Origin of the sequence: Streptomyces phytophilus (assembly GCF_013870535.1) — a bacterium.
Lineage (GTDB): Bacteria > Actinomycetota > Actinomycetes > Streptomycetales > Streptomycetaceae > Streptomyces > Streptomyces phytophilus.
Window position 1 is genome coordinate 1 of sequence record NZ_JACBXC010000244.1, and the last position, 6,455, is coordinate 6,455.

Sequence of the window (6,455 nt, forward strand, 5' to 3'; positions counted from 1 at the left end):
GCGGGGTGCGGGAGTTGCGTGGCTCCGGCTGCTGTCACGAGATCGCGCTCCGGGTGTTGACGGATCTGCCGCGGCACTTCTACGTTGCCCCGCAAGGTTAATTCGTAATTTAAGAATTGAGCAAGAGGGGCGGAAGCAGCGTGGGGCGCATCCACTTCGGCGGCGACTACAACCCCGAGCACTGGCCGGAGGAGGTCAGGGCCGAGGACATCCGGCTGATGAAGGAGGCCGGCGTCTCCATGGTCACCGCCGGGATCTTCTCCTGGGCACTGGTGGAACCGGCTCCCGACGAGTACGACTTCGACTGGTTCGGCCGCGTGCTGGACGACCTGCACGGCGCCGGCATCCGCGTCTGCCTGGCGACCATGACGGCCTCCCCGCCGCCGTGGCTGACCGAGCGGCACCCCGAGGTGCTGCCCCAGGACGCCGACGGCGTACGCAGGTGGCCCGGCTCGCGCCAGCACTTCTGCCCCTCCAGCCCGGTCTACCGGGAGCGCGCCGTGCGCCTGGTCACCGAGCTGGCCACCCGCTACGGCACCCACCCCGCCCTGGACAGCTGGCACATCGGCAACGAGTACGGCTGCTCCAACCCGCGCTGCTACTGCGACGTCTCCGCCGCGGACTTCCGCCGCTGGCTGCGCGAGCGCTACGGCAGCGTCGAGGCGCTCAACGCCGCCTGGGCCACCACGTTCTGGTCGCAGCGCTACGGCACCTTCGAGCAGGTGCTCCCGCCGCGCACCGCCCCCACGCACCCCAACCCGGCCCAGGTGCTGGACTACGCCCGCTTCTGCGACGACGCGCTGCTGCGGTGCTACCTCGCCGAGAAGGAGGCGCTGCGCCGGATCACCCCCGACGTCCCCGTCACCACCAACCACATGCCGATGCACAAGCCCGTCGACCCGTACTCCTGGGCGGTGCACGAGGACGTCCAGGCACTGGACTTCTACCAGGACCCGTACGACCCCGAGACCCACCTCGGCGCCGCCCTCGCCTTCGACGTGACGCGCTCCGCGGGCGGCGGGCGCCCCTGGATGCTGATGGAGCAGGCGCCGAGCGCCGTCAACTGGCGGGCGCGCAACAGCCCCAAGCCGCCCGGCACGATGCGGCTGTGGAGCTGGCAGGCCGTCGCGCAGGGCGCGGACGCGGTGCTGTACTTCCAGTGGCGGGCGACCCCCGGCGGCGCCGAGAAGTTCCACTCGGCGATGGTGCCGCACGCCGGCACCGACACCCGGATCTTCCGCGAGGTGAGCGCGCTGGGCCGGGAGCTGGGCACGGTCCCGCAGCTCGCGGGCGCGCGCCCGCGCCCGGAGGTGGCGCTCCTCGCGGACTGGCACAGCTGGTGGGCGCTGGAGCAGGGCTCGCACCCGTCCGGGGACCTGGACTTCGCCGAGACGCTGCGCCGCCACCACCGGCCGTTCTTCGAGGCGGGCGTGGAGTGCGACGTGGTGCCGCCGGACCGCGACCTGTCCGCGTACCGGCTCGTGGTGGTGCCGAACCTGTACCTGATGAGCACGGAGACCGGGGCCAGGCTGACGGAGTTCGTACGGGCCGGCGGCCACCTGCTCGTCTCGTACTTCACCGGCATCTCCGACGACTGCGACCGCGTCCATCTCGGCGGCTACCCGGCGCCCCTGCGCGAGGTGCTGGGGCTGCGCGTGGAGGAGTTCTGGCCGCTGGCGGAGGGGCAGAGCCTGCCGCTGACCGGGGCGCTGGCGGGCAGCGGCGACCTGTGGTCCGAGGCGATCGACCTCGAAGGCGCCGAGGCCGTCTCGGTGTTCGGCGCGGGTGAGCTGGCCGGGCGGCCGGCGCTCACCAGGCACGCGTACGGGGACGGGGTCGCCTGGTACGCCGGCACCGGCAGCCGGGTGCTGCCGGGGCTGCCGGCGGGCGTGCAGGCCACCGTGCGCGGGGGCGCGGACGGGCGGTTCCTGTTCCTGCTCAACCACGGCACGAGCACCGCGACCGTCACCCTGCCCGAGCCGATGCCGGCGCTCGCCGGCGACGGCGCGGACCCCGGGGCCGGGCCGGTCTCCTCCGTCGACCTGCCCGCCCGCGGAGTCGTCGTCCTTCAGTCCTGAGGAGCACTCTGACAAGGAGGTCGGATGCCCACCAGAAGGAAAGTCCTGGCGTGGGGTGCGGCGGCCGCCGCCGCGCCCGCCCTGGCGGGCTGCGGCGAGAAGGTCGGCGCGGCCCGCACAACCACGGCGACCAGGCGCAGGCCGGGGCAGAAGGTCACGCTGGCCTTCTGGACCTGGGTGCCGCTGCAGAAGGCCGTGGCGCTGTGGAACAAGCAGAACCCGGACGTCCGGGTCGACGTGCAGACGGTGCCCGCGAACACCTCCGGCGGCTACCAGAAGATGCACTCCGCCCTCACCGCCGGCGACCCGCCCGACCTGGCGCAGGTGGAGTACTACGCGCTGCCCGAGTTCATGCTCGTCAACGGCCTGACGAACCTCAGCGAGTACGGCGCCGACGAGTTGAAGGGCGCCTACGTCGACTGGCAGTGGCAGCAGGGGGTGTTCGCCGGGAAGTCGTACGCGATCCCGCAGGCGTCCGGCCCGATGGGGCTCTTCTACCGCCAGGACCTCTTCGACAAGTGGGACGTCGGGGTCCCGGCCACGTGGGACGAGTACCGGGCCGCCGCCGTGAAGATCAAGAAGCGCGGCTCCCTCATCACCGCCTTCCCGCCCGCCAACGCCCAGTGGTTCGCCGCCCTGCCCTGGCAGCGCGGCGCCCGCTGGGTGACCACCGAGGGCGACACCTGGGTGGTCGACCTCGCGGGGCCCGAGTCGCTCGAAGTCGCCGACTTCTGGGACGGGATGATCGCCGACGGACTCGTCTCCCCCATCCAGGACTCGCAGTCGGCGTTCTTCAAGGGCCTGCAGACCGGCGGGCTCGCCACCTGGCCGGGCGCGCAGTGGTACGACGCCCTGATCCGCGGCAACGCGCCGCGCACCGAGGGCAGGTGGCGGGTCGCCGAACTGCCGCAGTGGGAGCGCGGCGCGCACGCCTCGTCCAACTGGGGCGGCTCGGCCACCGCGATCCTCCAGGGCAGCCGGCACCCGGTGGAGGCGCTGGAGTTCGCCCACTGGCTCAACACCGATCCGGGGGCGATCGACCTGCTGATCGCCGCCGGCTACGGCTGGCCCGCGGCGCGGATCGAGCTGGCGGACTCCGCGCTCGGCAAGCCCGACCCGTTCTTCGGCGGCCAGCGCTACAACGAGGTCTTCCAGCTCTCCGACCGCAACGTCGACACCTCCTGGCGCTTCGCGCCGACGACCACGCAGTCGTACGCGCACGTCCAGGACGCCTTCGGCCGCGTCCTGGCCGGCCACGGCACGCTCGCGGACGCCCTCAGGGACGCCGAGGGCAAGTTCGTGGACGACCTCAAGGCCAAGGGGCTCAAGGCGAGGAGCGCGCGATGAGCACATCCGTGGAACCCGGCCGGGCGCGATCCCGTACGGCCGCCGCCCGCGGCAAACGCCGCGGCCGTTCCGACCGCAGGGCGTGGGCGTTCCTGGGCCCGTTCCTCGCGCTGTACCTGTTCGCGATGGTGGTGCCCGTCTTCTACGCCATCTACCAGAGCATGCTGAAGGTCGAGCGCAGCGGCCCCATGGGGCTGGGCGAGCCGTCCGTCGGCTTCGCCGGCTTCGAGAACTACTCCCTCGCCCTCCAGCAGGAGACGTTCGTCGAGGGCTTCGGCCGGGTGCTGCTCTTCGGCGTCGTACAGGTGCCGGTGATGCTGCTGCTGGCCCTGGTGCTCGCGCTGCTGCTGGACCAGGTCTCCCACCGCTGGGCGGGATTGCTGCGGGCCACGTACTTCCTGCCGTACGGCATCCCCGGCGTGATCGCCACCATCCTGTGGGGCTTCCTGTACGTGCCCGGGGTCAGCCCGGTCACCGACGTGCTCGGCGACCTCGGCTTCCAGCCGGACTTCCTCGGCTACGACAACGTGCTGTGGTCGATCGCGAACATCGTGGTCTGGCAGTTCGCCGGCTACAACATGCTGATCATCGTCGCCCAGCTCAAGTCCGTACCGCAGGAGCTGTACGAGGCCGCCAGGATCGACGGCGCCGGGCCGTGGCAGACGGCGCTGCACATCAAGATCCCGCTGGTGCGGCCGGCGCTCGTGCTGACCACCGTGTTCTCGATCATCGGCACGATGCAGCTCTTCGCCGAGCCGCTGGTGCTGAAGAAGGTCGCCCCGGCCGTCACCACCGACTACACCCCCAACCTCAGCGCGTACTTCGACGCGTTCGCGAACGCCAACCTGTATCTGGCGGCGGCCAAGTCCGTCATCCTCGCCGTCGTCGCCATGGCGCTGTCGTTCGGGTTCCTCAGCCTCGTCACCCGCAAGCAAAGGAGCGAGCGGTGAGCGCCACGAGCACCACAACCACGACCGGCACCGCGGCGGCCGGGCCACCGCCCGCCGCACCCGCACCGCGACGGCGCCGGTCGCCGCGCCCCGGCCGGATCGTCCTGGTGGCCGTGCTCACGGCGGCCGCGCTGTACTTCCTGCTGCCGGTCTACTGGCTGCTGGTCGCGGCCACCAAGTCGAACGACAGCCTCTACGGCTCCTTCGGCCTGTGGTTCGACGACCCGCGGCTGTGGGACAACCTGGGCCGCGTCTTCAGCTACGACGGGCACATCTACCTGCGCTGGACGCTGAATTCCCTGCTGTACGCGGGCGTCGGCGCGGTGCTGGCGACGCTCCTGTCCGCCGCGGCCGGCTTCGCGCTCGCCAAGTACCGCTTCGCGGGCCGGGAGGCGGTGTTCAAGTTCGTCCTCGCCGGCGTGCTGCTGCCCTCGACGGCGCTGGCGCTGCCGCTGTACCTGATGTTCAGCAAGCTGGAGCTGACCAACACCTACTGGGGCGTCCTGATACCCAGCGTCGTCAGCCCGTTCGGCGTCTACCTGTGCCGCATCTACGCGGAGGCGGCGGTGCCCGACACGCTGCTGGAGGCGGCGCGCGTGGACGGCGCCGGCGAGGGGCGGATCTTCTTCTCGCTGGTGCTGCGGATCATGACCCCGGCGCTGGTGACCGTCTTCCTCTTCCAGTTCGTGCACATCTGGAACAACTACTTCCTGCCGTTGGTGATGCTCTCCGACGACCGGAAGTACCCCATCACCCTCGGGCTGGTCACCTGGCAGCAGGCCGCGGACCGGGTGCCGGAACTCACGCAGTACACCATCGGCGGCGCCTTCGTGTCCGTCATCCCCCTGGCCGTCGCGATGCTCGTCCTCCAGCGCTTCTGGCAGACCGGGCTCACCGAGGGCAGCGTCAAGGAGTAGGCAGTTGAAGATCACCCGGGTCGAGACCTTCGCCGTGCCGCCGCGCTGGCTGTTCTGCCGGATCGAGACGGACGACGGCCTCGTGGGCTGGGGCGAGCCCGTCGTGGAGGGCCGGGCGGCGACCGTCCGCACGGCCGTCCGCGAACTCGCCGAGCAGTTCCTCCTGGGCGCCGACCCGCTGCGGATCGAGGACCACTGGCAGCTCATGACCAAGGGCTCGTTCTACCGCGGCGGCCCCGTGCTCTCCTCCGCCGTCGCCGGTCTCGACCAGGCGCTGTGGGACCTCGCGGGCAAGGCGTACGGCGCGCCCGTGCACCATTTGCTCGGGGGTCCGGTGCGCGAGCGCGCCCGCGCGTACTGCTGGGTCGGCGGCGACGAGCCCGGCGAGGTGCGCGACCAGGTGGCCGCGCAGGTGGAGGCGGGCTTCACGGCGGTGAAGATGAACGGCTCGGGGCGGATGGACCGGCTCCCGGACGTCGCGGAGCTGCGCCGGGTCGCCGCGCGCGCGGAGGCCGCCCGCGACGCGCTCGGCCCGGAGCGGGACTTCGCCGTCGACTTCCACGGGCGCTTCTCGGCGGCGGGCGCGATCCGGGCGATCGGGGTGCTGGAGCCGTACGGGCCGATGTTCGTGGAGGAGCCGGTGCTGCCCGAGCACACGCATCTGCTGGAGCGGGTCACCGGCTCGACGACGCTGCCGGTCGCGACGGGCGAGCGGCTGTTCTCGCGCGGCGAGATGCTGCCGGCGCTGCGGGCGGGCGTCGCGGTGCTGCAGCCGGACCTCTCGCACGCCGGCGGGATCTCGGAGTGCCGGCGGATCGCCTCGCTGGCCGAGACGTTCGACGTGCCGGTCGCGCCGCACTGCCCGCTGGGGCCGCTGGCGCTGGCCGCGAGCCTGCAACTGGCCTTCTGCACACCGAACTTCCTCATCCAGGAGCAGTCGATCGGCATCCACTACAACACCGGCGCGGAACTGCTCGACTACGTCGCGGACCCGGAGGTCTTCCGCTTCCACGCCGGGCACCTGCTCCGGCCGACCGGGCCGGGGCTGGGCGTGGAGATCGACGAGCGGGCGGTACGGAAGGCGGACGGCACGGCGGCCGACTGGCACAACCCGGTGTGGCGGCACCCGGACGGGTCCTATGCGGAGTGGTGACGGGCCGGGG

At 72.0% G+C, this 6,455-nt stretch carries 5 protein-coding genes; all 5 read left to right on the top strand.

Annotated features, from left to right (window positions below; translation table 11 throughout):
• The first annotated feature begins 140 nt into the window (after positions 1-140).
• From H5J30_RS13730 to dgoD, 5 genes are read left to right on the top strand one after another with little or no spacing between them, the layout of a single operon-like run.
• The gene (locus H5J30_RS13730; RefSeq protein WP_181787717.1) at positions 141-2,078 is read left to right on the top strand and encodes a beta-galactosidase; all 1,938 of its coding nucleotides are present in this window, start codon (positions 141-143) and stop codon (positions 2,076-2,078) included.
• A 24-nt stretch (positions 2,079-2,102) separates the two neighbouring features.
• Positions 2,103-3,425, top strand: coding sequence for an ABC transporter substrate-binding protein (locus tag H5J30_RS13735; RefSeq protein WP_181787718.1), 1,323 nt, complete (start codon positions 2,103-2,105; stop codon positions 3,423-3,425).
• Complete coding sequence (locus H5J30_RS13740) at positions 3,422-4,375, top strand: carbohydrate ABC transporter permease (protein WP_181787719.1); 954 nt, start codon at positions 3,422-3,424, stop codon at positions 4,373-4,375. Before H5J30_RS13735 ends, H5J30_RS13740 begins: the two co-directional genes overlap by 4 nt.
• Positions 4,372-5,292: a carbohydrate ABC transporter permease gene (locus H5J30_RS13745; RefSeq protein WP_181787720.1), complete on the top strand. Its 921-nt coding sequence runs from the start codon at positions 4,372-4,374 to the stop codon at positions 5,290-5,292. Before H5J30_RS13740 ends, H5J30_RS13745 begins: the two co-directional genes overlap by 4 nt.
• 4 nt (positions 5,293-5,296) lie before the next feature.
• Positions 5,297-6,445: a galactonate dehydratase gene (dgoD, locus tag H5J30_RS13750; protein ID WP_181787721.1), complete on the top strand. Its 1,149-nt coding sequence runs from the start codon at positions 5,297-5,299 to the stop codon at positions 6,443-6,445.
• The last annotated feature ends 10 nt before the right edge of the window (positions 6,446-6,455 follow it).